23 protein-coding genes and 4 pseudogenes are annotated in these 21,931 nt (G+C 66.6%); 5 read left to right on the plus strand and 22 right to left on the minus strand.

Annotated features, from left to right (window positions below; all coding sequences use genetic code 11):
- Positions 1-25: 25 nt before the first annotated feature.
- The 11 genes from SIDU_RS08430 to SIDU_RS08480 form a co-directional block, all read right to left on the minus strand.
- Positions 26-958, minus strand: coding sequence for a catechol 2,3-dioxygenase (locus SIDU_RS08430; RefSeq protein WP_007684789.1), 933 nt, complete (start codon positions 956-958; stop codon positions 26-28).
- Positions 959-1,405, minus strand: coding sequence for a GlcG/HbpS family heme-binding protein (locus tag SIDU_RS08435; protein ID WP_007684785.1), 447 nt, complete (start codon positions 1,403-1,405; stop codon positions 959-961).
- Positions 1,402-1,749: a 2Fe-2S iron-sulfur cluster-binding protein gene (locus SIDU_RS08440; RefSeq protein ID WP_007684784.1), complete on the minus strand. Its 348-nt coding sequence runs from the start codon at positions 1,747-1,749 to the stop codon at positions 1,402-1,404. The genes SIDU_RS08435 and SIDU_RS08440 overlap by 4 nt, the downstream gene beginning before the upstream one ends.
- A gap of 124 nt (positions 1,750-1,873) precedes the next feature.
- Positions 1,874-2,299: a tautomerase family protein gene (locus SIDU_RS08445; protein WP_007684782.1), complete on the minus strand. Its 426-nt coding sequence runs from the start codon at positions 2,297-2,299 to the stop codon at positions 1,874-1,876.
- Positions 2,300-2,315: 16 nt separating this feature from the next.
- Positions 2,316-3,089, minus strand: a complete 774-nt coding sequence (locus tag SIDU_RS08450; RefSeq protein ID WP_007684780.1) for an SDR family oxidoreductase — start codon at positions 3,087-3,089, stop codon at positions 2,316-2,318.
- 28 nt (positions 3,090-3,117) lie between these two features.
- The gene (gene dmpG / locus SIDU_RS08455) at positions 3,118-4,164 is read right to left on the minus strand and encodes a 4-hydroxy-2-oxovalerate aldolase (protein ID WP_007684778.1); all 1,047 of its coding nucleotides are present in this window, start codon (positions 4,162-4,164) and stop codon (positions 3,118-3,120) included.
- Positions 4,161-5,051, minus strand: coding sequence for an acetaldehyde dehydrogenase (acetylating) (locus SIDU_RS08460; protein ID WP_007684776.1), 891 nt, complete (start codon positions 5,049-5,051; stop codon positions 4,161-4,163). The genes dmpG and SIDU_RS08460 overlap by 4 nt, the downstream gene beginning before the upstream one ends.
- Entirely contained in the window at positions 5,048-5,254 is a 207-nt protein-coding gene (locus tag SIDU_RS08465) for a tautomerase family protein (RefSeq protein WP_007684774.1), read from the minus strand. The genes SIDU_RS08460 and SIDU_RS08465 overlap by 4 nt, the downstream gene beginning before the upstream one ends.
- On the minus strand, positions 5,254-6,039 hold the full coding sequence (locus SIDU_RS08470; RefSeq protein ID WP_007684773.1) for a 2-keto-4-pentenoate hydratase: 786 nt from the start codon (positions 6,037-6,039) through the stop codon (positions 5,254-5,256). Before SIDU_RS08470 ends, SIDU_RS08465 begins: the two co-directional genes overlap by 1 nt.
- Positions 6,032-6,835 carry a fumarylacetoacetate hydrolase family protein gene (locus SIDU_RS08475; protein ID WP_007684772.1) on the minus strand — a complete coding sequence of 268 codons (804 nt, stop codon included), beginning with the start codon at positions 6,833-6,835 and terminating at the stop codon, positions 6,032-6,034. Before SIDU_RS08475 ends, SIDU_RS08470 begins: the two co-directional genes overlap by 8 nt.
- A 2-nt stretch (positions 6,836-6,837) precedes the next feature.
- The gene (locus SIDU_RS08480) at positions 6,838-8,280 is read right to left on the minus strand and encodes a 2-hydroxymuconic semialdehyde dehydrogenase (RefSeq protein WP_007684770.1); all 1,443 of its coding nucleotides are present in this window, start codon (positions 8,278-8,280) and stop codon (positions 6,838-6,840) included.
- 121 nt (positions 8,281-8,401) lie between these two features.
- Here SIDU_RS08480 and SIDU_RS08485 point away from each other — a divergent pair, with 121 nt between their 5' ends.
- The gene (locus tag SIDU_RS08485) at positions 8,402-9,331 is read left to right on the plus strand and encodes a LysR family transcriptional regulator (RefSeq protein WP_007684768.1); all 930 of its coding nucleotides are present in this window, start codon (positions 8,402-8,404) and stop codon (positions 9,329-9,331) included.
- A 13-nt stretch (positions 9,332-9,344) separates the two neighbouring features.
- Here SIDU_RS08485 and SIDU_RS08490 read toward each other — a convergent pair whose 3' ends face one another.
- Positions 9,345-11,084 carry a sigma-54-dependent Fis family transcriptional regulator gene (locus SIDU_RS08490; protein WP_007684766.1) on the minus strand — a complete coding sequence of 580 codons (1,740 nt, stop codon included), beginning with the start codon at positions 11,082-11,084 and terminating at the stop codon, positions 9,345-9,347.
- Between the two features lie 248 nt (positions 11,085-11,332).
- Here SIDU_RS08490 and SIDU_RS08495 point away from each other — a divergent pair, with 248 nt between their 5' ends.
- Entirely contained in the window at positions 11,333-12,421 is a 1,089-nt protein-coding gene (locus SIDU_RS08495) for an aromatic ring-hydroxylating dioxygenase subunit alpha (protein ID WP_025772747.1), read from the plus strand.
- Positions 12,422-12,454: 33 nt separating this feature from the next.
- Here the strand turns inward: SIDU_RS08495 and SIDU_RS20290 are convergent, their stop codons facing one another.
- Entirely contained in the window at positions 12,455-12,667 is a 213-nt protein-coding gene (locus SIDU_RS20290) for a thioesterase family protein (RefSeq protein WP_335682231.1), read from the minus strand.
- Entirely contained in the window at positions 12,616-13,134 is a 519-nt protein-coding gene (locus SIDU_RS08500) for an acyl-CoA thioesterase domain-containing protein (protein WP_250637873.1), read from the minus strand. Before SIDU_RS08500 ends, SIDU_RS20290 begins: the two co-directional genes overlap by 52 nt.
- 335 nt (positions 13,135-13,469) lie before the next feature.
- On the opposite strand from SIDU_RS08500, the gene SIDU_RS08505 reads away from it, so the two are divergent.
- The gene (locus SIDU_RS08505) at positions 13,470-14,372 is read left to right on the plus strand and encodes an SDR family oxidoreductase (protein ID WP_148663250.1); all 903 of its coding nucleotides are present in this window, start codon (positions 13,470-13,472) and stop codon (positions 14,370-14,372) included.
- Positions 14,373-14,409: 37 nt separating this feature from the next.
- On the opposite strand, the pseudogene SIDU_RS20295 reads toward SIDU_RS08505, so the two are convergent.
- The 7 genes and pseudogenes from SIDU_RS20295 to SIDU_RS08525 all read right to left on the minus strand — a co-directional run.
- A pseudogene (locus SIDU_RS20295) lies at positions 14,410-14,655 on the minus strand (TonB-dependent receptor domain-containing protein); the annotation flags it as partial.
- Between the two features lie 151 nt (positions 14,656-14,806).
- Complete coding sequence (locus tag SIDU_RS20225) at positions 14,807-14,938, minus strand: hypothetical protein (protein ID WP_257787149.1); 132 nt, start codon at positions 14,936-14,938, stop codon at positions 14,807-14,809.
- 35 nt (positions 14,939-14,973) lie between these two features.
- Positions 14,974-15,387 (minus strand): annotated as a pseudogene (locus SIDU_RS19990) (TonB-dependent receptor); the annotation flags it as partial.
- Between the two features lie 755 nt (positions 15,388-16,142).
- Positions 16,143-16,718, minus strand: a pseudogene (locus SIDU_RS20300) (TonB-dependent receptor plug domain-containing protein); the annotation flags it as partial.
- Positions 16,719-17,295: 577 nt separating this feature from the next.
- Positions 17,296-17,879, minus strand: a pseudogene (locus SIDU_RS08515) (hypothetical protein).
- A 274-nt stretch (positions 17,880-18,153) separates the two neighbouring features.
- Positions 18,154-18,405, minus strand: coding sequence for a hypothetical protein (locus SIDU_RS08520; protein ID WP_007684754.1), 252 nt, complete (start codon positions 18,403-18,405; stop codon positions 18,154-18,156).
- 79 nt (positions 18,406-18,484) lie between these two features.
- Positions 18,485-18,751 carry a hypothetical protein gene (locus SIDU_RS08525; RefSeq protein ID WP_007684751.1) on the minus strand — a complete coding sequence of 89 codons (267 nt, stop codon included), beginning with the start codon at positions 18,749-18,751 and terminating at the stop codon, positions 18,485-18,487.
- Between the two features lie 156 nt (positions 18,752-18,907).
- Between SIDU_RS08525 and SIDU_RS08530 the strand changes: the two genes are divergently transcribed.
- Together SIDU_RS08530 and SIDU_RS08535 are read left to right on the plus strand one after the other, a co-directional pair.
- Positions 18,908-20,017, plus strand: a complete 1,110-nt coding sequence (locus tag SIDU_RS08530) for a sensor histidine kinase (RefSeq protein WP_007684750.1) — start codon at positions 18,908-18,910, stop codon at positions 20,015-20,017.
- A 191-nt stretch (positions 20,018-20,208) separates the two neighbouring features.
- On the plus strand, positions 20,209-20,952 hold the full coding sequence (locus tag SIDU_RS08535) for a LytR/AlgR family response regulator transcription factor (RefSeq protein WP_007684748.1): 744 nt from the start codon (positions 20,209-20,211) through the stop codon (positions 20,950-20,952).
- A gap of 155 nt (positions 20,953-21,107) precedes the next feature.
- Here SIDU_RS08535 and SIDU_RS08540 read toward each other — a convergent pair whose 3' ends face one another.
- Entirely contained in the window at positions 21,108-21,443 is a 336-nt protein-coding gene (locus tag SIDU_RS08540) for a UrcA family protein (protein WP_007684746.1), read from the minus strand.
- Between the last annotated feature and the right edge of the window lie 488 nt (positions 21,444-21,931).

Genomic DNA, 21,931 nt, shown 5'->3' on the forward strand with positions numbered 1-21,931 from the left:
TCGCGGCCTGTCGTGTCGACGACCGTCAGGTCAGAACGTTCAGAAAGCTGTCGCGCGGCATATTGTCCTGCGAGAATGTGGCCTTGCCCAACTGGCTGGTGTCCCAGGTCAGCGTCGGCGTGTCGGGATAATGGACATAGCCGCCGGTGAAGACTTCATTGCGGTTGCCCGACGGATCGAAGAAATAGATGGTCGCGCCGCGCGTCACCCCATGGCGGTTCACCGACACGTCGACCGGGATCTCATATTTGCCGATCAGGTCGCCCGCGTGGAACAGGTCGTTCACCGAATCCAGCAGGAAGGAGACATGGTGGAACCGGCTGCCCTCCGGTTGCAGGATGAAGGCGATGTCATGCGGCTTGTTGGAGCAGGACAGGAAGACGGCGAGCCGGGTCTCGTCCCCCTGCGTGACCAGTTCCTCGCTGACGGTAAAGCCGAATATGCCGGTGAAGATGTCCCTGTTCTTGACGATGTCGGGACCGCCCAGCAGCACATGGTCCAGCCGCACGCAGCGGAAGCCGCGAATATAGCCTTCGTCGGGAATGGTGCCGGGGTTGCGGGTCGGCATGCCGTTGCCGATCTTCTCCTTGTCGGCATAGATGTGCATGACATGGCCCGACGGCAGGGTGAAGCGGATGCGCCGGCCGCTCTTGGGATAGACGCCCGCCTCCACATGTTCGACGGCAAGCCCGTAATCGGTCAGCGCCGCGGCGAAATGGTCGATCTCCGCATCCTCATAGGTGCGGAAGGCGAAATATTCGACGCCCGGCGCATCGGCCTTTTTCAGGACCAGCGAATACCAGTCATGCTCGTCCGCGACCTTGTAATAGAGCTTGTCGGGGTCGCCCTGATAGGTTTCGATGAGGCCCATCCGCTCGCCATAGTGGCGGCGGGCTTCGTCGATGTCGAACACCCTGACGCACACCTCGCCGACCCGGAGCAATCCACGAATCGCCATTCATTCTCTCCCAGAAATATCCTCGCGCAGCATGGCCGCCAGGGCGGCTGCGGCGATGTCCTCGTCTTCAACCTCGCTGCCGCCGGACACGCCGACCGCCCCGACCGGGCGGCCCTGCAATTCGGCGGGGCAGCCGCCCGGAACCTCCGTCAGGCGCGGGCGGCGCAGCAACCCGTCGCGCACCGGGCGCGGCGCCTGCTCCAGCAGCGCGCCGAAATCGCGCGTCGTCATCGCGAAGCTGGCAGCGGTATAGGCCTTGTCGATCGCCAGTTCGCCTGAACTAAGGAACGATCCCGGCATCCGCAGATAGCCCGCAAGATTGCCCGCCCCATCCACCACCGCGACATGCACGCGAACGCCGATCGCCTCCGCGCGGGCGCGGGCGGCCGACAGCATCCGCTCCACCGCCTGCGCCGCGGGGGCGCCGATGTCCGCGATCGCGCTCATGCGGCGCGGCCGACCGGCGCGACGCCAAGGGACGCGCGCGGCAGCGGCACGGCGCGGATGTCGCTCGACGGATAGGCGCGGCACGCCAGGACGATGCCGTCCCGCTCGTCCGCAGCACTCACCACGGCGCGGTTCATATGCCCGGTGGAACAGCGGCCCGCCTGTATCCGGATGCGGCAGACGCCGCAGCCGCCGCCGCGGCATCCCACGGCCAGCGCCTTGCGCCCGGACTCGATCATCGCCGCCAACAGGCTCTGGTCGGCGCGGCAGGGAAAGCGCGCGCCCGCAATCTCTATCTGAAACGACGCCGCTTGCGTCAGGCCTTCCACATCGCGATCGTCCATCCGATCTCTCTCCTGCCGTCATTCTGTTCTTTTCACCGATCATAATCATGGGGTGAATTACCGACAAATACCCTTTCCGCTTACCTGTGATACTCCACGCATATCACCTTGCGCCCGCCATCCGTCATCCGGCGCGCAGCGACGCTTCGGACGCGCGCGCCTCGCTGGCGGGAACGCCGCCGATGCTCCACAGCGCGGGCGCGACCTGCATCACCGTGCCGCGTATCAGCGACCGTTCGCAGCCCAGATGGCGCTCGACAAGGTCGGTGAATCCCGCCGCCAGGGCCTGCAACTGGCCGGCCGGGCGGCCTTCCAGCGCGATGCAGGTGAACCAGGGCGCGGCCGTCCCTCCGTCGCTGACCAGCCGGCCGCCCGTCGCCCAGCGATGCGCCGGCACGTTCGTCGCGAAGGCGCGCACCCGCTCCAGGGGCGGCGGCGAGACCGTGGGATAAAGCGCCTGCACATAGAATAGCGAGGCCGCCTCCAGCAGCGCGGCCACCGCCTCGTCCGGATATTGGTCCGCCACCAGGTGGAATTGCACGATGGGCATGCCGCTTCTCCTTCCTTCAGGGCAGGCCGCGCCTGCGGCCCGCGTCCAGCATCATCGCAGCGCCCGCCATGGCGTCCGCCTCCGCATCGAGCAGCATCGCCACGGCCCAGGCGACCTGGCCCGGGGTGGTGAGCGCGCCAATGGCGGATTCGCCGCGCATCGCGTCCAGCTCGTCCGCGACCGAGCCGCCATTTTCAGACGCCCGCGCCGCCGCGACCTTGTGCAGCCGATCGGTATCGGCGGGGCCGGGGGCGACCAGATGGGCGGTGACCCCCTCTCCGCCATAGGCCCAGCTCATCTGCCGCACCACATTGGCGAGCGCCGCATTGGCGACCCCGGCGGTGGCGGCATAGGCCGTCGGCTCGAACCCGTAATGGCCGCCGATCGCAACCAGGCGGCTGTGGCGGTGCAGTCGGTCCTCCACCGCGCGCACCAGTCGGACGAAGCCGCCGACCTTGATGTTGCAGGCCTCCACCAGCGCGTCGGTGGGCGCGGCGCGAATGCCGCCCGCCACCGGCACGCCCGGCGCATGGACGACCATGGCGACCGGCCGGTCCAGCCGCGCCCGAAGCGCATCGACCGCATCGTCGGACGCGAAGTCGGCCACGACCGGCATCACCACGCCCGCGCCATGGCGATCGACCAGCGCCTCCAGCGGCTCGCGCGACCGCGCCACCGCGACGACATGCATCTTGCGCGCCACCAGCCCGGCGACGATCGCCCTGCCCAATGCGCCGCTCGCGCCGACGACCACGCAATGGGCGCCGAAATTCCTGCCCGGAACGGACATGTTCTTCACTCCGATCTGAAAACCGGCGTCAGGCCGAAATCAGCCCGCGCTCCTTCGCCATGGTGAGGGCGGTATCCTCTATCATGTCCTCCTGCCCGCCGATCATCTTCAGGCGGCCCAGTTCGACCAGCAGGTCGCGGGCGGGCAGGCCATATTTGCGCTCGCAATCCTTGGCCGCGTAGAGGAAGGTGGAATAGACCCCGGCATAGCCCAGCGTCAGGCTGTCCCGGTCGGCGCGCGGGGGCCTGGCCATCATCGGCAGCACCCGCTCCTCCGCGACGTCCATCAGGCGGAAGGTGTCGACGCCCGTCTCCACCCCCATCCGCTCGCACACGGCGGCGAAGACCTCCAGCGGGGTGTTGCCGGCGCCTGCGCCGAAACCGGCGGCGGACCCGTCGATCCGGCTGGCTCCCGCCGCCACGGCGGCCAGCGAATTGGCGATCCCAAGGCCCAGATTGTGATGGCCGTGGAACCCGATCTCCGTTTCCGCCTGCAACGCCCCCCTCAACGCACCGATCCGCGCCGTCACCTCTTCGGGCAGCATGTAGCCGGCGCTGTCGACGCAATAGACGGTCGTCGCGCCATAGCCTTCCATCAGCAGCGCCTGTTCGACCAGCGTTTCGACCGATGTCATGTGCGCCATCATCAGGAAGCCCACGGTGTCGAGCCCCAGCTTCCGGCCAAGGCCGATATGCTGTTCGGTCACGTCCGCCTCCGTGCAGTGGGACGCGACATGGACGCAGCCCGCGCCGCAATCCGCCGCCATGCGCAGTTCGTCCAGCGTGCCGATGCCCGGCACATGCAGCACCGACACGGTGGCGTTCTTCATGCGGGACGCGACGGCGGTGATATAGTCGCGGTCGCTGTGCGCGCCGCGCCCATAGTTGAGCGACGAACCGCCCAATCCATCGCCATGCGTCACCTGCAACAGGGGCACGCCCGCCTCGTCCAGCCCGGTCGAGATGGCGATCATCTGGTCCAGGCTGATCTGGTGCCGCATCGAATGCATGCCGTCGCGCATGCACATGTCATGCAGCTTGACCTTCCGGCCCTTGATCTGCGCGGTCGTCGTCATTGCACGCTCTCCATCATCTCCTGCGCGAACATCTCGCCCGTGCGCGCGGCGGCGGCGGTCATGATGTCCAGATTGCCCGCATATCGGGGCAGGAAGTCGCCCAGCCCCTCCACCTCCAGGAAGATGGAGACCTTGCGCCCCTCGAAGGTCGGGCCGTTCTTCAGCCGATAGCCCGGCACATAGCGCTGCACCTGCGCGATCATCTCGCGCACGGATGCGCTGATCGCCTCGCGGTCCGGCTCGTCGGCGGTCTCGCAATAGACGGTGTCGCGCATCATCAGCGGCGGTTCTGCGGGATTGATGACGACGATCGCCTTGCCCTTCGCCGCGCCGCCGACCTTCTCGATCGCGGCGGAGGTGGTGCGGGTGAACTCGTCGATATTCTTGCGCGTGCCGGGGCCGATCGACCTGGACGCCACGGTCGCGATGATCTCCGCATAGTCGACCGGCTGGACGCGGCTGACCGCGTTCACCATCGGGATCGTCGCCTGACCCGCGCAGGTCACCATGTTGACGTTGACCGCGCCGTCGCGCGCCTGTTGCGCCAGGTTGACCGCCGGCACGCAAAGCGGACCGATGGCCGCCGGCGTCAGGTCGATCATCAGCACGCCCAGCTCGTTCAGCTTGCGGCTGTTTTCGGCATGAACATAGGCCGACGTCGCGTCGAACGCGATCTTCACGCCGTCCCTGGCGACATGCGGCACCAGGCCATCGACGCCCGCGTCGGTGGTCTTCAGCCCCAGCTCCCGCGCCCGCGCCAGCCCCTCGGACGTCGGATCGACGCCCACCATCCAGACCGGCTCCAGCCTGTCGGAACGCAGCAGCTTGTAGAGCAGGTCGGTGCCGATATTGCCCGGCCCGATGATGGCGCATTTCACTTTGGTCATCGACTTTGTCCCTGCTGCGCCTTTTCGCCGAACGTCACGCCGGCGACGGCATAATGGTCCAAGGGGGTTTCGTTCAGGATCACGCGCACCTGGTCGGGACGCACGTCCATGGTTTCGACCGTCGCCTGGGTAAGGGCGCGGATGAAGGCGCGTTTCCTTTCCATCGAACGGCCTTCGCCAATGACCACGGATATAATCGGCATCAGTCGATCCTCACATTGATGCTGCCCATCTCTTGAAAGCGGGCGCAGACGATGTCGCCTTTGTCGATCGGCATCGCCTCCGTCGCGGCGCCGGTCAGCACCACCGATCCGGCGGGCAATATCCGCCCCCGCTCATGCAGCCAGGCGACCAGCATCTGCACGGCGCGGGCGGGATGGCCCAGCACCGCGCCCGAACAGGCCAGCGCCGCCGCCTCGCCGTTGATTTCCAGCACGATGCCGATGGTCGCGGGGTCGACGTCGCCGGGCCGCCGCATCCGCCCGCCCATGACGAAGCGCGCGCTGGAGCCATTGTCCGCGACGACGCTCGGCAGGTCGAACCTGAACTTTTCGAACCGGCTGTCGAGTATCTCGATGGCGGGCTGGATGAAGTCCGTCGCGGCATGGACCTGATCGATGGAAACGTCCGGGCCGGACAGGTCGCGGGCCATGACATAGGCGATCTCTCCCTCGACGCGCGGATGGATCAGCCCGGCGGTCGGCACCGCGCCGCCCTCCGCATCGCATGTGTCGCGCATCAGCAGGCCGAAGCTCGGCACGTCGACGCCCATCTGGATCATCTTGGCCCGCGAGGTGAGACCGGCCTTGTAGCCGATCAGCGCCCGGCCCCGCGCCTGCCAGCGGCGCAGGCATTCGTCCTGCACGGCATAGCCGTCATCGACGGTCATGCCGGGATAATCGTCGGTCAGCTTCGCGATGGTGCGGCGGTTCGACTGGGCGCCGTCCACCCGGTCCGCCAGTTCGGCGATGGCTGCTGCGTCAAGCATCGGCGGTCCTCCGGCCGAAGGTCAGGGAACAATCGCCGATCCCGCCGATGCGCATGGCGATATGGTCGCCCTCGCCCACCGGGAACATCGGTCCCAGCGCACCGGACAGGATCACCTCCCCGGCCAGGAAGGGCATGTCGAGCCGGCCCAGCGTATTGGCGAGCCAGGCGACCGCATTGGCGGGCGATCCCTGCACGGCCGCGCCCACGCCCACGGCCACCTGCTCGCCATTGCGCTCCGCCCACATGCCGGCCAGCGCCAGATCCACGTCGCGCGGATCGATCTTCTCGCGGCCCAGCGCATAGACGCCGCAGGACGCGTTGTCGGCCACAGTGTCCTGGATGCGGATGTCCCAGTTCGTGATGCGGCTGTCGACGATCTCGAAACAGGCGCGGACATGGTCCGTCGCCGCCAGCACGTCCGCCGCCGTGACGCCGGGCCCTTTCAGGTCGCGTTTCAGGACGAAGGCGATCTCGGCCTCCGCCTTGGGCTGGATCAGCGCTTCGATGGGGACGGTCGCGCCATCGTCATAGGCCATGGCGCTGGTCAATATGCCGAAGTCCGGCTCGAACACGCCGATGGCGTTCTGCACGGCCCTGGACGTGACGCCGATCTTCTTGCCGACCACCGTCTCGCCCGCGGCGACGCGCCGCCCGACCATGCGGGCCTGGATGTGGTAGGCATCGACGATGGTGATGCCCGGCACCCGGTCCCGCAGGTTGGGGACGGTCGCGCCGGCGACCAGCGCCTCGTAAAGCTCGTCGCCATGCCGGGCGATGGTGGCCGCGTCCAGCATGGTCACAGCTTCACGCAGATGTTGCGCAGCTCGGTGTAGAATTCGAGGCTGTGGACCCCGCCTTCCCGGCCGATGCCGCTGTGCCCGGTGCCGCCGAAGGGCGTGCGCAGGTCGCGCAGGAACCAGCTGTTGACCCAGGTGATGCCCACGTCGACCTCCGCCGCGACGCGGTGCGCGCGCGACAGGTCCTGCGTGAAGATGGCGGCGGAAAGGCCGTAATCGGTCGCGTTGGCGACGGCGATGGCCTCCTCCTCGCTGCCGAAGGGGCGAATATGGCAGCAGGGACCGAAAATCTCCTCGTTCCAGACCGACGCCTCGTCCGCCAGGCCGGTCCAGATCGTCGGCTGCACCCAATGGCCGCCCGAAAGCTCGTCGGGCATGGTCGGCACGCCGCCGCCGGTCACGACCCTCGCCCCCTCCGCCACGGCCTTCGCATAATAGGACAGCACCTTCTCGCGATGCTCGGCGGAGATAAGCGGACCCAGCGTCGCGCCGGGCTTGAGCGCCTCCGCCTTTTCCTTGAGACCCGCGACCAGCGCCTCGAACAGCGGCCGCTCGACCAGCACCCGCTCGGTGCCCAGGCACACCTGCCCGCAATTGAGGAAGACGGATCGGCCCAGCGCCTCCAGCGTCACGTCGAGGTCGGCGTCGGCAAAGACGATCGCGCTGTTCTTGCCGCCCAATTCAAAGGACACGTCGCGCAGGCCGTGCGCCGCCGCCTGCATGATGGCGGTGCCGGTGCGCGTCTCGCCGGTGAAGGTGATCGCGTCGACGCCCGGATGCTGTGTCAGGTATCCGCCAGCGCTGTCCGGGCCGAAGCCATGGACGACATTATAGACGCCCGCGGGCACGCCCGCATCGTTCATCACCTCGCCCAGCAGCGTCGCGGTGCCCGGCGTCTCCTCCGACGGCTTCACGATCACGCTGTTGCCGCAGGCCAGAGCCGGCGCGACCTTCCACGTCATCAGCAGCAGCGGCGCGTTCCACGGGCAGATGACGCCGATCACGCCCTTGGGCTTGCGAATCGCATAGTTGAGCGCGCCCCGCCCGTCCGGGGTCGGCGTCTGGAAGCTCTCGGTCGCGACATTCTTCACGACGTCGGCGAAAATCCGGAAATTGGCCGCGCCGCGCGGGATGAAGGCATGTTCCATCATCGACCGGGGCTGGCCGGTATCGGCCATTTCCGCCGCCACGAAATCGTCGAAGCGCCGGGTGATCCCGTCCGCGACGGCCCGCATCAGGTCGGACCGATCATCCACCGTCAGCCCTGCCCACGGGCCTTTCTGCGCCGCCCGCGCCGCCTGCACCGCCAGGTCGATCTCGGCGCGGCCGCCCTCATGCACATGGCCGATCAGGGCTCCGTCGCTCGGCCGATATTTGGGGAAAGTCCTGCCGGACGTTCCCTGCGTGAAGGTTCCGTCGATGAAATGCCGGAAATGCGCCAACTGTCCTCTCCATGTCGTTGCCAGACCTTCTAACGAAGGATAGCCTTACCCAATAATACTGTTTTATGCTCTTTGAGATACCTGCAAGGCATATCTCGACAGCATCGGAAAGGCGCAAGACATGTTCGCGAACCGCATCGACATCCGCCACCTGCGCTATTTCGTGGAGACCGTGCGCCACGGCAGCATCCGGGGCGCATCCCAGGAACTCCATCTGTCCCAGCCGCCGCTGACCCGCCAGATCCAGTATCTGGAGGAAGTGCTGGGCGTGTCCCTGCTGGTGCGCAAGCGTCATGGCGTCGAACCCACCGCCGCCGGGCAGGCCCTCTATACGGAGGCGGTGAACATCCTGAACCTGGTGGAACAGGCGTGCGCCACGACGCAACTGATCGGCCAGGGCGCGCTCGGCCGGCTGGACGTGGGCGTGTTCGGGTCCGCCGTGCTCGACATCGTGCCGCGCATCGTGCTCGAATTCCGAAAGCGCTATCCCAATGTCGAGGTGGTCCTGCACAATATGGACCGCGACACGCAGGTTAAGGCGCTGCAGGAACGGCGGATCGCCATCGGCTTCAACCGATTCTTCCTCGAATATCCCGGACTGCAATGGGAAAGCGTGGTGCATGAACCGATGATCATCGCCATGCCGCGCCATCACCGGCTGGCGCGCCGCGCATCCATCGCCCTGTCGGACCTGGCGGGGGAACCGATGATCTTCTACCCCCGCGCCAGCCAGTCGGGCGGGTTCAGCAATTTCCTGCTGCGCGCCTTTCACGATCTCAACATCGAACCCAATGTCGTGCAGACGGTCGATGACGTGGTGACGGCCGTCGCCTTCGTGTCGAGCGGCGTGGGACTGGCGGCGGCAGTGGAATCGGCGCGCACGCTGCAATTGCCGGACGTGGTCTATGTGCCGCTGGCCGAAGATGACGGTCCGGCCGCGTTCGACCTGTGCATGATCTGCCGTTCCGGCGACGAATCGCCGCTGATCGAAGGTTTCCGCCAGGCGGTGAAGACGGTGACGGGGCCGCCGGCCGACCGCGGCCTTCGATAGCGGAAGCGGGCCTTCATCCGCCCCGCCGCCCCTTCCAATATTGCACCTGCGCGCGCGTCATGCCCAGCGCGGCGGCGGCGGCGCTGGCATTGCCCCCGCTGCGTTCCAGCGCGGCCGCGATCAGCCGGTCGGCGATCTCCTGCCGGCTGAGCCCGCTGTCGAGCAGCATCGCGCCGACATCCGCCTCCGCGCCCCCGCCGCCCCCGCGAAACCGGCGCGCGACGAAATCGCGGAACGGGTCGGGCACGAAGCCTTCGGTCCGGTTGCCCACGCCCAGCGTCAGATGGTGCAGGCCGATCGCTTCCCCATCCGCCGCCAGGATGACGCCGCGCTCCACCAGATTCTCCATCTCGCGGATATTGCCCGGCCAGCCATAGTCGTGGAAGGCGCGGACGACCTCCGCCTCCAGACGCAGCAGGCCGCGCCCGTGCCGCTGGCAGAGACGGGCGAGGAAATGATTGGCCAGCACCGGGATGTCCGCCCGCCGCTCCCTCAACGGCGGGATATAGACGGGAAAGGGACTCAGCCGGTGGAACAGGTCGGCGCGGAAACGGCCTGCCTCCATCTCGGCGCGCAGGTCGGCATTGGTGGCGGCGATCAGGCGGACATCGGCGGTCAGCGTCCTCGTCCCGCCCACCCGCTCATAATCGCCGTCCTGCAACACGCGCAGCAGCTTGCCCTGCGCGGCGAGGGACAGCGTGCCGATCTCGTCCAGGAACAGCGTGCCGCCCGCCGCCCGCTCGAACCGGCCGGGGCGCGTGGCGATCGCGCCGGTGAAGGCGCCCTTCTCCACCCCGAACAGTTCCGCTTCCAGCAATGTCTCCGGAATGGCGGCGCAGTTGACCGCGACGATCGGCCTGTCGGCCCGCCGGCTGCGCTTGTGCAGCTCGCGCGCGAACACTTCCTTGCCGACGCCGCTTTCGCCCAGGAACAGCACCGGCGCCATGGTCGGCGCGACCTTGTCCACCAGGTGCAGCACCGTGTTGAAGCCGGACGACGCGCCCACGATGGCGCGGGCGCCGATATGCAGGTCGGCGTCGACCGGCGCCGCGCTGTCCGGCGGCGCCGGGCGGCGGCTGTAGGTGTCGGCGCGGAACCAGCGCAGTTCGTTGTCGGCGTCCGGCCACTCGTCCGCCGGCCGCCCGACCAGATAACAGCGGTCATGCCCCATCGCGATGCATTCCAGTTCGCGGAACACCATCGGCCGGCCGAAGAAGGTGGAGGCATAGCCCGAAGCATATCCCGCCTGCTGCCATCCCGCCGGATGCGCGCCGATGCCCATTTCCTGCACATGGGACGCGCATTCCGCCGAATTGTGCCAGACATATTCGCCATGGAAGCGCCCGGCCTCGAAATCCGCCTCGAACGCCAGTTCCTCGACCTGCACGGCCCCTTTCAGCGCATGGAATTGCGGCCCGGCGCGATAGATGTCCTCCAGGGTGCCGCTATGCCGCAATTCCTGCGCGAGCTGCGCATCCGCGACGCCGGTGCCATAGCCGATGCGCGACATCAGCATGCGCGCGCTTTCATAACCAAGAGCGCGCACCAATTCCCGCCGCAACTGGCCAAGCACGATGTCGTCGACCAGCAGCATCCGCCGCTTGCCCAGGCGGATTTCCGCCCGCGCCGGGTCGAAGTGGAAGCTGTCGCGCAGATCGGCAAGGTCGCTCTCGCCCACCGGCGCGACCCCGCCATCGTGAAATGCCGTGCCCAGTCCCGACTTGCCGGATGCCGATCCGCCTGCCCGCGCCATGTCCTCTCCTGTTTAATATTCGACAGTCATAGGGGCAATGTCGGATGATTTTCAACAGCCCGATCATGCCCGCCCGCCGCGGGGGCGATGGGCGCCCTTTCCTTCCCGCCCCCTTTTCCCGGCGCGGGACCGGCATTTCGGCGGCCTCGGCCGCATCGGCAGGACCGCGCGGCGCGATCTGGCACGCCGCTTGCTGGTCGCCCCGCATCCGCCGCCACGGGTGCGGCGACCATGGGAAAAGGATGATCATGTCGGCAAGCAGCCTGTATCTGAAACGCGCCTGGTACGTCGCCGCCCTCTCCAGCGAAGTCGACGCGACGCAGCTGTTCCACCGTCGGATATTGGGCATGTCGGTCCTCATCTTCCGCAACGCGCAGGGCGAGGCGGTCGCCCTTCAGGACCGCTGCCCGCACCGCTTCGCCCCGCTTTCCATGGGCAGCCGGGTGGGCGACGCCATCGCCTGCCCCTATCACGGGCTGCGGTTCGACGCCGGCGGCCATTGCGTCCACAACCCGCACGGTCGCGGCCAATTGCCCAGGGGACAGGTCGTGCGCGGCTTTCCGCTGATCGAACGGCACGGATTCATCTGGATCTGGATGGCGGAGGAGGCGGCCGATCCCGCCCTGCTTCCCGACTTCTCGCCGCTGGACAGGGGCCATGCCAACGGCGTCGGCCACACCTATATGAAGCTGCCGGTCGATTACCGCCTGATCCTGGACAATGTCATGGACCTCAGCCATGTCGACTATGTCCATGGCGAAATCATCACGACGCGGGGGCAATTGTCGCCGCTGATCCCGCAGGTGGAGGAGACGGAGAACAGCGTCTCCGCCAGTTGGGACTACAGCCAGACCCCGCCCATCGGCATCTTCGCCCCCTTCCTGCCCCGGCCGGAGGAGGCGGCCCGCCACAGCATCCGCGTCACCTGGACGGCGCCCGCCAATATCCAGTTGTCGATCGCGGCGGCGCAGGACGACGCGCCCTTCGAACAGGGCATCAGCCAATATGACCTGCACAGTTGCACGCCGGGCGACGAGAATGAGACCCATTATTTCTTCGCCACCCGCCGCAACCATGCGGAAGAGGATGGCGACTATAACGCGTTCAAGACGGCGGCCATGCACGCCGCCTTCGAGACGGAGGACGGCCCGATCATCGCCGCCGCCCAGCGAGAGATGGGGAGCAAGGATTTCTTCGACCTGAAACCCATGCTGCTGTCCAACGACCTGGCGGCGGTCAAGGTACGCCGCCGCCTGCAACGTGCGGTGGAACTGGAGGGCGCGGTGGAACTGGAGGGCGCGACGCCCGGCCGGACGGATCGCGCCGCCAGGCGGTGACGCCCGGCGGTGACGCTGGGCAACCGGCGCCGCTCAGTCCTTCGGGCGTATCGTCAGGGATTGGCAGAGCGTGCCGAACGCCCCGCCTTCATCGTGCAGGATGCTGTGCGTCAGGCCGGTGCCCGTCGGCCCGGCGGAAACGCTGGTGTCGAAACCGATCCATTCGCCCACCGGCGACCGCAGGAAATGGGCGGTCAGGTCCAGATTGGGGAAGGCCGCCTCCTGCGGGGAGGCAAGCGGCGCCAGCCCGTGGCGATGTCGGCCAGGCCCATGAACCGCGCCGCCGCCGACACCTGCCGCCCTTCCAGCAGCGCCAGCGGCGAACGCGCCCAGCACCGGGCGCGGCCCGGCCATTGCCCTTCCCGCCTCACCTCCACGCTGGCGATGAAGCCGCCCGGCCAGAGGAGGGACAGGTCGCATGCGGGCACGGCCTGGGGCGGCGGCAGGGAAGGAAAATTGACCGCCGCCATGCCGCCGCTGTCATAGGCCTGGGCCAGCCAGGCGCGCAGGACGATGGCGGGACGGCCGCCATGGCTGATCCGGGCCTCCACCAGTTCGATGGTCCGGCCGGGCCGCAGCACCGCGACGTCGATACCGACCGGCTCGATCGGCATGGTGCCCCAGATGTCGCAGGACAGGCGCGCCACCTGCAATCGGTCGGCGCGCGCGGCCCTCCACCGCATGGACCAGCAGGCCGATGGCGGGCGCCACATGCTGTTCGGCGACGTTCCACGCGCCCCCGGCATGGGGCGTGGGCATGAACCGCCCGTCGTCCATCGGCAGGAAATAGGCCTGCCCCCCTCCGTCTTCAGCCGCCACGGCCCGGTTTCCCTTTCCCGGTAGCGCGCATCCTGCATTTCCCCGAACTGCCCGTCACCGTCACCTCGAATCTCCCAAGGACACGCATAGCGGGGAATCCCCTGACGGGCGATATGCAGCGCGGCGCCGATGGCCGACATTCAGACGTAATGGTTGTAAAATTAAACCAATTCCGCCAAGCTCCGGCCGGTCAACGAACATGATCGCCGGACAGGCGGGGAGAGATTGGATGCATGAACCCAGGGCGATCTTCATCACCGGGGGCGGATCGGGGATCGGCAGGGCGGTGGCGCTGCGCTTCGCGGCGGAAGACTGGCTGGTGGGCATTGCCGACATCGACGAAGCCGGCATGGTGGAAACGGCGGCCCAATTGCCCCAGGGGCATACCTCGCTCCATCTCCTCGATGTGCGCGACAGGGATAAATGGGACCGCAGCCTGGCCGAATTCGCGAAGTTCAGCGGCGGCCGGCTGGACGTCATGTTCAACAATGCCGGCATCGGACTGGGCGGGCCGTTCCAGCATGCCGCGAAACATGAAATCGATGCGCTGATCGACATCAACCTGCGCGGAATGATGTACGGCGCGCATGCCGCCCACCCCTATCTCGCCGCCACGGCGGGAAGCTGCCTGCTCAACATGGCGAGCGCGTCGGCGCTTTACGGATCGGCCGGCCTGGCGGTCTATTCGGCGACGAAATACGGCATTCGCGGCCTTTCCGAGGCGCTGGACGTGGAATGGGGGCCTTCGGGCATCAAGGTCCGCTGCCTCTTTCCCAGCTTCGTCGACACGCCGATGCTGGCCGGCACGCCCGGTTCCAGCGAAGACAGCAAGCGGGACCGCGTGCTGAAATCCGGGGCGAAGCTCACTCCCGTGGAGGAGGTCGCCCAGCATGCGTGGCAGGCGGTGCACGGCTCCCGCCTGCATGTCCTGGTGGGAAAAGCGGCGCGAAGCCTGGCGTTCAAGGCCCGGTGGAGACCCATAAGCTGCGGACGGTCGTTCGCGGCTAGAGCCGCCAGTTCATCTGGATGCCGTAGGTCGCGGGCTGCCCGGCCAGCCTGCGAACCACGTCGAACAGCTTGGCGACGTTGGTCCAGTAATAGCTGTTGGTCACGTTGCGCCCGAAAGCGCTGACCTGCCACCTGCCGTCGCTGCTGCCGAAGCCGGCGCGCAGGTCGAGCACGCCATAATCCTTCATGTAGAGCAGCGGTTCGTTGCCGAAGCCCGCATTGGTGCTGGTGCGATAGCTGTAATTGGCGCCCAGATTGGCATCCAGCCGGTCGGAAACCGGAAACCTGTAATTGCCGTCCAGATTGACCTGCCATTTGGGCGTATAGGGAAAATCATTGCCGATGAAGTTCTTGCGCGTGCCGATGATGGTATAGTTTATGAAGTCGGACGTGACCTTCGAGTCCAGGTAGGTCGCCGGCGGTCAGCGACAGGCCGCTGGTCGGATAGACCGTGACCTGCCCCTCGAAACCGCGAATTCGCGACTTGGGAACATTGACGAGCGCGAGCAGGGCGCCCGCAAGGGTATTGATGCGCCCTGAAGCTGCTTGTCCGAATAGTCATAGTTGAAGACGGGCGGTCACGTCGACAGCGGCGAAAAGCGACGCCTTGAACCCCGCCTCCAGCGCCAGGACGCTCTCCTGCTTGACCGGCAGATACTGGTCGACGCTGGTGCCCGAAAGGACAGGCACGCTGCCCGCCTTGTAGCCCGGCTGGCATTCGCATAGAGCAGGACGCGCTCGGCCGGCTTCACGTCGACGCCCACCCGCCAGGACAGGCTGTCCTCGTTGAAGGTTCCGCCGATATGCTCCGCATAGGCCAGGTTGTTGTCGAGCGCGGAGCAGCCGTTCAGCGGAATGGGCGGGATCAGCGGCCGTCCCACCATGGCGAGCACGCCGTTGAACAGGCGGGTCGAGGCATCGGCGGAATGCTGGTTGCCCGGCCGCGAACAGCCTTCATAGCGGAGGTCCGCCTTGGTATAGCGGGCGCCGGCGTGCAGCGTGACCAGGCGGCCGATGTCATAGTCGACATTGCCGAACGCCGCATAGGTGTTGAAGTCTGATAGCCATAGGGCGCGGCGGCGACGTCGTTGGTCAGCGGGGTGAAATAGCTGTTCTGGGTCGAATAGGGCATGGACCAGAACGCGTCTTCCCGCGTCCTGTCATAGGCGTAGTTCAGGCCCAGGATGACCGTCGCTGGCCCGAAATTGCCGGTCAGCCGCTCCTCGGTGGAGAAGGAGGTGATCCGCCCGCGCACGGTCTGGTCGCCGTTCGACAGCGACGTGCCGTCCAGGTCGATCCGCTGGTGCATGCGCATGCGGGAATAGGAATTGAGCGAGACCAGCGTGATGTCGTCGGTCAGTTCGTAATCCCCGCGCAGCACCGCCTGGTAGAAGCTGTTGTCCTTGCGGAACGGCGTATCGGCGTTCCAGTCGGCGGCGCGGGGCGTCTCAGGCGACCGGGGATAGTTGGTGACGAGCGGTATCGTGGCGGCAAAGGGCGCGAACAGCGGAATGACCGTCAGCAACTGCCCGGCCTGCATATCCCCATCGTCGATGAAACCGTTGAGGTTGAGCGAGAGCTTGAGGCGGTCGGACGCCTGCCAGTCCAGAAGGAACCGGCCCTGGAGCATGCGCTGGCGGCCCAGGCTGTCGTTGCGGGTATAGCTTTGCTGCCAGCCGTCGCCGCGCACCCCGCGAACCGCCAGGCGGGCGTTGAGGCCCGGCGCGAGCGGGCCGGTGACATAGCCCTGCGCGTCCAGCGTGTTGAAGCGCGCGAAACTCGCCGTCACGCCCGCGCCAAGCTCATCCCTGGGCTTCGCGGCGATATAGTTGATCGCGCCGCCCGTGGCGTTCTGGCCGAACAGGGTTCCCTGCGGCCCCTTGAGCACTTCGACCCGCTCCAGATCGAAGGCGGCGCCGGTCGTCATCACGGAAAAGGGCAAGGGCGCCTCGTCGACATAGACGCTGACGGTCGGGCGCGCGCCCACCGCCGTGTCGTAAAAGCCCACGCCGCGCAGCGAATAGACCGGCACGCCGCTGCCGCTCTGCACGAAATTGAGGCCGGGCGTGACCTTCGCCAGATCCTGGACATCGTTGATCCCCCGCGCCGCAAGCTGCTCCCCGGTCAGCGCCGTCACCGACATCGGCACGGTGCTGAGGCTCTGGGCGCGCTTCTGCGCCGTCACGACGATGTCGGCCGGGCTGGCGGCCGGTTCCGCCGATGCCGGCGCCTCCCCGATGGGTCCGGACGGCGACTGACCATGAGCGGCAACCGGCACGACCACCGCCGCGCCGGCAAGACAAAGCACAGCCTTCCATTTCATCATCATCAATCCCCCTCCCGGGAAGGCCCATTCGACCGATGGGCTCTGCTTGAGATTGGAAAGGCCTGTCCCCGACAAGCGTCGAAAACAGATCCGCCCCGCCGCGACGATTGCGAGGGCTTCGGGCCGGAGCTTTTGGTGTCGCATCGTTCCAAGCGGATCGGTTCCCGCCTTTCCCGCGCGATGCTCCAGCCGCCTTCCACCGAAGCGGCGCGACCGAACCCCATCGGTTCGATCATGCCGATTCGCTCCTATATGTGTATCTACACATTTATGCCTGTCAATCGCTATCGGCAAGGAAGGCGGAACGGCACCGACCCGGCCGAAAAAGAAACCCCGCCGGAGCAAGCTCCACGGCGGGGCCAAGGTTCAGGGAGGCGTCACTCCAAGGGGAAGAGTGACGAACCCCGATCTAGGAACTCCGACCAGCGATTCAAGGGCTTGCGTTCCGCCAACCGCGCCCGTCCTTCCTCGCCAAAGGCAAAGGAGCCCCGCCTCTTGCGAAGAAGGGCGGGGCTTCAGTTGGGTCGCACGCAGGCTCGCGCCTGCGGGCGGCAATAGGGCATAGTTCCGCCGGCAAGTCGATGATGATAATCCAGATCTGGATCAATGGGATGGCGGGTCTTCCGGACAGGAAAAGGCAACGGCGCGCCGGGCCTCGCCCGCCGCGCCGTCATCGCCGCGTTTCCCGCGCCCGTCCCCCGGACGGACCCGAATCGCACGTTCAGTTCGCCTTGCTCAGGTCCACCTTCTCGACCCATTCGGGATAGAAGGTCGGCTCCCGGTTCGACCATCCGACCGCCGTCGCCGCCGCCTCGCTGATCGACTGGAGCAGCGCCCGGCGCTTTTCGGGGTGCAGATGCGGCAGGCTGGCCGCCGCGCAGAAGGCGCCCGGCAGCCACGGCCGCGATCCCGCCCCAACAGCCGCTCATAGAGGAAGCGATAGGCCGAGAAGCTGCACAGCCGGTCCTGCCCCAGGTCGAAGGCGGACACCGTCACCAGCGGCGCCATGAACGGCTCCATCTGGTCCAGGCCGCTGTCGTCGGGCACCCGCGCCTTGATCTCGTCCAGCCGCCCGTAGACCCGCGCCTGCGCCCGGATGCTGGCTTCCTCCACCATGTCGCGCGACCACAGCTTCATGGCGTCGCGCCGATGGAGTCCGATGTCCAGCGATCTTCGGATGTAACGCTGCGTAGCGGCCGGGAAACTGGCGAATTCTCGCAATTCCGCCAGGGTGATCGCCCCGTCCGCAGGTCTTGCACTCGTGCCATGTCTTTGCCCTCCGACTTCAAGTCGTAAGCAGAACATGCGCCCCCTATGGTTACTGCAAGCTTAAGCGCCGGTTCTGCCGACAAGCATAGGGAATCATTTTTCTTTGTGCGGCGCAACATGTAATTTTCATGAATGCGCCCAACGGAGGGACAGCGCGCCGGCGGAGAGCGTCCGGTCCAAAGCGCACCGTGCTCCTGCGAAGGCAGGAGCCCAGTTCCGCCCTCTATGGACCATCGCACCGCCCGGACCCGGCTCCTGCCTTCGCAGGAGCACGGTCGCTTAATGGCGGGTCCGCCCCGGCCCCAATCCCCTAATCCGCGCGCCGCTCCAGCACCGCGCCGATCATGCTGCGCCACACCGCCACATCGCCCGCCTGCGCCATTTGCGCATCGGGTTCGCGCAGCGTGTGCAGGATCGCATAGGCATCGTCGACATGGTCCTGCCAACTGGCGTCGACTGCGCTCGCCGCATGCGGATCGCTGCCCTCGCCGTTCAGGCTGAGCTGGCGCCCCGCCAGCACGCGGGCGATGCGCTCGATCGCGGGAGTGGCGGAAGTCGGCATATGAAGTGGCTCCTCTCACCTGCGGAGGGCAACGTCGCGGCTGCCCTCCAACCGATCATATCACGATTTCCCCCAGCGTCTATCGCCCGTCCTTTCCGCCCTTGCCTTCGGGATGGCCCTTGCCTCCCGGTCCCTGTTCGCCTTCCGGGAAACCGGATGACGGAACCGGATCGCCATTGTCGCCCGGCGCGGTCGCGGACGGCGGGTCGGACGCATCCATGCTGTCCATCAATCCCTCGTCCAGCTTCTCCTCGGTCGTCACGGCATGGTCCTGCGCGTCGGTGGGCCGCTTGTCGCCCGCTTCCTCGCGGCTGTTGGGCCGAATATCGGTCTTGTCGTTCATCATGCTCTCCTTTTGAACGCATCAGCGCCTCGCGCCATGAAACGGACGGCGGCGGGGGCGGGTTCCGCCCGCTCCCCTATCGACCAACGCATGGAACCCTTCGACCAGCTTCGCCGTCCAGGGGCGACAGCGCCCCCGCCTTGGCCTAGACTTCCGCCCATGAGCATGAAAAACGAGGACGGCGAGCCGGGCGTGCCGCCGACGGTCGCACTCTATTCGATACTGGGTTTCTGGTTCTTCTACGCGGTGCTGGTGACGCTGCGCGCCTCCGTCATGGGGTTCGAGGCGCAGGGGACCATGGCCGCCCGCCGCGCCGTGGTGACGGTGATCGGCATCGTCGTCACCTGGGTTCTCTATCTCTGCCTGCGCCGCTTCGACCGCCAGCCGCTCGCGACGCGCATCATCGCCGCCTTCACCCTCGCCGCGCCCTTCGCGCTGGCGACGGCGGCGGCCAATTTCTATGTCTTCAACATCTACGACCCGGCCTCGCTCTTTCCCGATTCCGATTATCAGAAATATGCCAGCGAACAGGGTTTCGCCCTGATGCAGATCGTGGAGGACGCGATCAGCCGCTATTTCTTCCTCGCCGCCTGGGCGGGCCTCTACCTCGCCCTTTCCTACGCCAGCGAGGCGCATCGGGTGGAACGCCGCGCCGACCGGCTGGAACGCGCCGCCCAGCAGGCCGAACTGCGCTCGCTGCGCTACCAGGTGAACCCGCATTTCCTGTTCAACACGCTGAACTCGCTGTCCTCCCTGGTCATGAAGGACCGGCGCGACGAGGCGGAACAGATGATCCTCTCCCTCTCCAACTTCTACCGCACCAGCCTTACCGGCGACCCGCTGGAGGATGTCTCGCTGGAGGAGGAGGTGCATCTCCAGAAACTCTATCTGGACATCGAGGCGGTCCGCTTCCCGGATCGCCTGTCGACCAGCATCCGGATTCCCGACCGGCTGCTCAATGCCTGCGTCCCCGGCCTGATCCTGCAACCGCTGGTCGAAAACGCGATCAAATACGGCGTGTCGCGCACCTCCAGCCCGGTCGCCATCGCCATCGAAGCGCGGGAGGAGGAAGGCATGCTCCACATCAGCGTCACCGACAATGGCGACAAGCCGCCCCGCGAGGCCGACGCGGGCAGCGGCATCGGCCTCGCCAATGTGCGCGACCGCCTGACCGCCCGCTTCGGCGAACAGGGCCGCCTGGACTACGGCCCGCGCCCCGGCGGCGGCTTCGCGGTGGACCTCACCCTCCCCATCATCCGCAGGAGCTAGGGTGTGCGGAGATTTCGTCCGGGACGGGCTGCAAATGGCGGCTTTTTGCGCTTCCGGTGCTCACGTACTGAAGTACGCTGCGTCGAAACGAGTCACGCGCCTCGTTTCGAGGTTCTCAAAATCCACCATTTTCGCCTCGCCCCGAACGAAATCTCCGCACACCCTGGCGCGATCCGTGAAAGGTTGAACCCATGACCATCCGAACGCTGATCGTCGACGATGAACCCCTGGCCGTGGAACGCCTGCAAATGCTCTGCGCCCGCGAACCGCGCATCGCCCTGGTCGGCACCGCCAGCGATGGAGAAGCGGCGCTGCGCCTGATCGAGGGGCTGGAGCCGGACCTGGTGATGCTCGACATCGCCATGCCCCTGCTGGACGGCATAGGCGTGGCGCGGGCGACCTCGCGCATGGGCATATGCCCGGCGGTGATCTTCGTCACCGCGTTCGAGGGCTTCGCGGTGGAGGCCTTCGACCTCGCCGCCGTGGACTATCTGCTAAAGCCGGTCGCCCATGAACGGCTGTCCCGCGCCATCGACCGGGTCGAACAGGCGCTGGGCAACCGCGCCGCCCCCTCCCCCGCCACCAGCGCAGAGGATGAACCCGAATGGGCGGAGGAATTCTGGGTGCCCCACCGCTCCGAACTGATCCGCATCGGCGCAGCCCAGATCGACCGGATCGAGGCGGAGCGGGACTATATGCGGCTGCATGTCGGGGCCAACAGCTATCTGCTGCACCAGACGATCAGCTCGCTGGAAAACCGGCTGGACCCTCAGCAATTCGTCCGCCTGCACCGTTCCCACATCGTCCGCCGCGACCATATCGCCCGCCTGCGCCACGACGGCAGCGGCGTCTGGTCCGCCTGCCTGGCCGACGACACGGAAATCCGCATCGGCCGCACCTACCTCGCCAACGCCCGCGCCCTGGCGGGCCGCTGACCCTTATTAATCCTCCCCATCGAGGATGGGGAGGGGGACCGCCGCCGAAAGCGGTGGTGGAGGGGAAATGCGCAACGTCACCCCATCACGCTCCGCTCCCAAAACAAAAAAGGCCCGGCAACCACCGGGCCTTCCTTCAAAATCGATTGAAAAGCTTAGTTGCCCGCACCGACGGGCTTTTCCTTGCCCCTATCGGCAAAACGCTCGCCATTCCCGGCCTTGGCGATCGCTAGTTCCACCGCGCCGCGGACATGCGCGGCGGCAACCTGCTGGCACTTCTCGAACGCGGCCGTGTTATCGTTGAGCGGGCAGACCTTTGCCGCAGCACGGCGTATCCGGGCATTCAGGACCCGCTGGTCGCTCGTCTTCGACAGGTCCAGATCATGATAGCTGACCTCGACACTTTTTCCGTTGGACTCGAATTCGATGGCGGAAGCCGTGCCGGCGGCGCCCATGGCGGCAATGGCAGCGGCGAATTTGATGGCGATCATGGCAATTGTCTCCTCAACGCTATGCTTTTGTCGGCCCTTCCGCGTGGAGCGCGGCGCGAACCTCAAGCGAAGAGAAGAGAGGGGCCTTCCAACAGATCATCGTCTCTGTCTTCGCCCATTCTGATTAGGCGCATTGCAAACGCGCCGCTTTTCGCTTTCGACTGGTGCCCGTTGCTGTCGGCCAACGACGATCTTCTCGACCAAGTGCAGTCTCACGCGGACAAACGACAATTTTACGCAAGAAAAACAATGTTTCCGTAACGTAAAATTACAATGTCCAGCAGTCGAAGCACATAAAAAAGCACCCCCGGCGCAAGGGAATGGCCGGGGGTGCATCCAGGAAGCTGTCGGGCTCTCCGGGATCTCTTTTCAAACTGTCGTCAGGCGAACCGCCGAACCGGATTCGGTGATCGCCGCCTCGCCCTGCATCATAGCGCCGCTGCGAAGGGACCGTTTTCCCCATTCGATGATCCGCCGACCCGCCGCGC

It is taken from the genome of Sphingobium indicum B90A (assembly GCF_000264945.2).
GTDB lineage: Bacteria > Pseudomonadota > Alphaproteobacteria > Sphingomonadales > Sphingomonadaceae > Sphingobium > Sphingobium indicum.

Coding starts and splice junctions, on each gene's coding strand:
- dmpG (WP_007684778.1), bottom strand. CDS start 4,164: ATGACGACGACCGCGCAGATCAAGGGCCGGAAGGTCAAGCTGCATGAC.
- SIDU_RS08465 (WP_007684774.1), bottom strand. CDS start 5,254: ATGCCGATTATATCCGTGGTCATTGGCGAAGGCCGTTCGATGGAAAGG.
- SIDU_RS08525 (WP_007684751.1), bottom strand. CDS start 18,751: ATGATGAACGACAAGACCGATATTCGGCCCAACAGCCGCGAGGAAGCG.
- SIDU_RS08485 (WP_007684768.1), top strand. CDS start 8,402: ATGTTCGCGAACCGCATCGACATCCGCCACCTGCGCTATTTCGTGGAG.
- SIDU_RS08445 (WP_007684782.1), bottom strand. CDS start 2,299: ATGCCCATCGTGCAATTCCACCTGGTGGCGGACCAATATCCGGACGAG.
- SIDU_RS08500 (WP_250637873.1), bottom strand. CDS start 13,134: ATGTGGCGCCCGCCATCGGCCTGCTGGTCCATGCGGTGGAGGGCCGCG.
- SIDU_RS08520 (WP_007684754.1), bottom strand. CDS start 18,405: ATGCCGACTTCCGCCACTCCCGCGATCGAGCGCATCGCCCGCGTGCTG.
- SIDU_RS08535 (WP_007684748.1), top strand. CDS start 20,209: ATGACCATCCGAACGCTGATCGTCGACGATGAACCCCTGGCCGTGGAA.
- SIDU_RS08530 (WP_007684750.1), top strand. CDS start 18,908: ATGAGCATGAAAAACGAGGACGGCGAGCCGGGCGTGCCGCCGACGGTC.
- SIDU_RS08435 (WP_007684785.1), bottom strand. CDS start 1,405: ATGAGCGCGATCGCGGACATCGGCGCCCCCGCGGCGCAGGCGGTGGAG.
- SIDU_RS08495 (WP_025772747.1), top strand. CDS start 11,333: ATGTCGGCAAGCAGCCTGTATCTGAAACGCGCCTGGTACGTCGCCGCC.
- SIDU_RS08540 (WP_007684746.1), bottom strand. CDS start 21,443: ATGATCGCCATCAAATTCGCCGCTGCCATTGCCGCCATGGGCGCCGCC.
- SIDU_RS08450 (WP_007684780.1), bottom strand. CDS start 3,089: ATGTCCGTTCCGGGCAGGAATTTCGGCGCCCATTGCGTGGTCGTCGGC.
- SIDU_RS08430 (WP_007684789.1), bottom strand. CDS start 958: ATGGCGATTCGTGGATTGCTCCGGGTCGGCGAGGTGTGCGTCAGGGTG.
- SIDU_RS08475 (WP_007684772.1), bottom strand. CDS start 6,835: ATGCTGGACGCGGCCACCATCGCCCGGCATGGCGACGAGCTTTACGAG.
- SIDU_RS08505 (WP_148663250.1), top strand. CDS start 13,470: ATGCATGAACCCAGGGCGATCTTCATCACCGGGGGCGGATCGGGGATC.
- SIDU_RS08470 (WP_007684773.1), bottom strand. CDS start 6,039: ATGCTTGACGCAGCAGCCATCGCCGAACTGGCGGACCGGGTGGACGGC.
- SIDU_RS08460 (WP_007684776.1), bottom strand. CDS start 5,051: ATGACCAAAGTGAAATGCGCCATCATCGGGCCGGGCAATATCGGCACC.
- SIDU_RS08440 (WP_007684784.1), bottom strand. CDS start 1,749: ATGGACGATCGCGATGTGGAAGGCCTGACGCAAGCGGCGTCGTTTCAG.
- SIDU_RS08490 (WP_007684766.1), bottom strand. CDS start 11,084: ATGGCGCGGGCAGGCGGATCGGCATCCGGCAAGTCGGGACTGGGCACG.